At 57.7% G+C, this 1,779-nt stretch carries 3 protein-coding genes and 1 pseudogene; all 4 read right to left on the reverse strand.

Annotation, left to right across the window (positions count from 1 at the left end; translation table 11 throughout):
• On the reverse strand, positions 1-335 hold a 335-nt coding region (locus OP494_RS17075), incomplete at its 3' end, for a hypothetical protein (protein ID WP_280542766.1).
• 41 nt (positions 336-376) lie between these two features.
• The gene (locus OP494_RS17080; RefSeq protein ID WP_280542769.1) at positions 377-964 is read right to left on the reverse strand and encodes a DUF6708 domain-containing protein; all 588 of its coding nucleotides are present in this window, start codon (positions 962-964) and stop codon (positions 377-379) included.
• Between the two features lie 114 nt (positions 965-1,078).
• Positions 1,079-1,363: a hypothetical protein gene (locus tag OP494_RS17085; RefSeq protein WP_280542770.1), complete on the reverse strand. Its 285-nt coding sequence runs from the start codon at positions 1,361-1,363 to the stop codon at positions 1,079-1,081.
• 124 nt (positions 1,364-1,487) lie between these two features.
• Positions 1,488-1,779 (reverse strand): annotated as a pseudogene (locus tag OP494_RS17090) (hypothetical protein); the annotation flags it as partial.

The raw sequence follows: 1,779 nt of genomic DNA on the forward strand, positions 1-1,779 counted from the left end.
TCCGGTACGTTCAGCATCATCGACTCATTCTCGGCAATACCGCTTCGGTAGACAGACTCTGTCGTCACCTCGACGACATTTTTGAGCGCTTGAATCCCCTCCCAGGAGGCGCTCCGCCAACTGAAGCGCTGTAGAGAAGCCTCCACCGCTTGAATCTGCTCGGCGTTGAGTTCGACCGTGATGCCGCGCGGGTCGTGCGCGGCGAAGAGAATGGATCGCCCCTGCGATGTTCGCTCGGCGGTTTCGATCAGGTCGTCGGCCTCGAAGGCACGCCAGTTGAAAGGATAGACGGATTCGAAGGTGGCGGTGTTTTGCGCATCGTCTTCGTCAGCCACGGTGTTGCGAAAGCTCGGGGTCGTATTGTGCCGGTATTCACTCAGACCGGCTCGGAGGCCGTGCTTTCCCGACGCAGCTGACGCGGCCAGCACAGCAGCAGCGAACACCAATGCGCCGTGGCGTGAATCAGCATGAGCGGCGAGGCGATCAGTACCAGCGCGATCATGCGGGGGCTCCAGGGCGCGGCCGCCCACTTGTTCTCCAGAAAACTCCAGGGGGCCAGCAGCGAGCGCCACGGCCAGGGAAAACGGGGAATGCACTTGGGTTTGGGGATACTTTCTGGCCCCTCTTCCATATAGCGGCGGATGTATTCCCACAGCGCATAGAGCTCATGATCGCTGCGCAACGGCGCCCCGAGAAAGACCACGTCGTGATGCTCGGCACCGGTGCGCTGCTTGAAGAAGAACACCATCAGGATTTCGCGCTTGCGCTTCTTGGTCACCACCTGATCGTCAGGATCGACCGACGCCACCACATCATCCCAGTCATAGACCTGATTGCCACCGGCGAAATTGGGACGATTGATGGTGATCTTACGCGTCTTGCGATTGAAGCGGACCACAATATGGCGCTGGACCAGACACTCCATCCGGAATATCCAGAAGAGATAGATAAATGCGGCCAGCATTACAAACCAAATACCCCACATAAAAACCGCTGCTAAATAGTCCAAAAACTCGGCACTTTCTCCGGTTGTAGGCCAAACGCCATAAAAAAAACATCAAGCAGTGGTATAAGGAAGCTAAAAGGAAAACCCAAAACACCTAATAATAGCGGAGATAGACCAAGAACGCCCCCCTCTCCATTCATCGAAAAAGGTCCTGACATCCATATAGGTGTCATTCATCTTGTAGATGGAGCGCGCATCGGATGGCGCGTCGCTGACCTGCCGTTCCTGCATGCCCCGATACTGCTTGCCGTATTTCTCGGTCGCCTTCTCGAACTGCTTCATATCACCTTCGAATCCGGTGATATCCTCCTTGCTCGCCGTCAGGGTGCGGCGCATCAGCCACTCAACGAAATACATCAGGTTACGTCCTGTAAAGCCTGGTGGAAGCCGCCGACTGCTTCCGCATAATCGGCGTAATGATCGGGCACGCTCTCGGTGGTAAAGGCACAACGCCTCGAGCGCGTCCTCACCAAACACTCCCTCACACCGGCTCGGTTGCCGTACTTTCCCGGCGCAGCTTACGCGGCCAGTAGACCGGCCAGCACAGCAGCAGCGAACACCAGTGCGCCGTGGCGTGAACCAGCATGAGCGGCGAAACGACGATCACCAGCGCGATCATTCCCGGGCTCCAGGGCGCGGCTGCCCACTTGTTCTCCAGAAAGCTCCAGGGGGCCAGCAGCGAGCGCCACGGCCAGGGAAAACGGGGAATGCACTTGGGTTTGGGGATGCTTTCTGGCCCCTCTTCCATATAGCGGCGGATGTATTCCCACAGC

It is taken from the genome of Chromohalobacter sp. 11-W, assembly GCF_029889905.1.
Taxonomy (GTDB): domain Bacteria; phylum Pseudomonadota; class Gammaproteobacteria; order Pseudomonadales; family Halomonadaceae; genus Chromohalobacter.

Coding starts and splice junctions, on each gene's coding strand:
- OP494_RS17085 (WP_280542770.1), bottom strand. CDS start 1,363: ATGTATTTCGTTGAGTGGCTGATGCGCCGCACCCTGACGGCGAGCAAG.
- OP494_RS17080 (WP_280542769.1), bottom strand. CDS start 964: ATGCTGGCCGCATTTATCTATCTCTTCTGGATATTCCGGATGGAGTGT.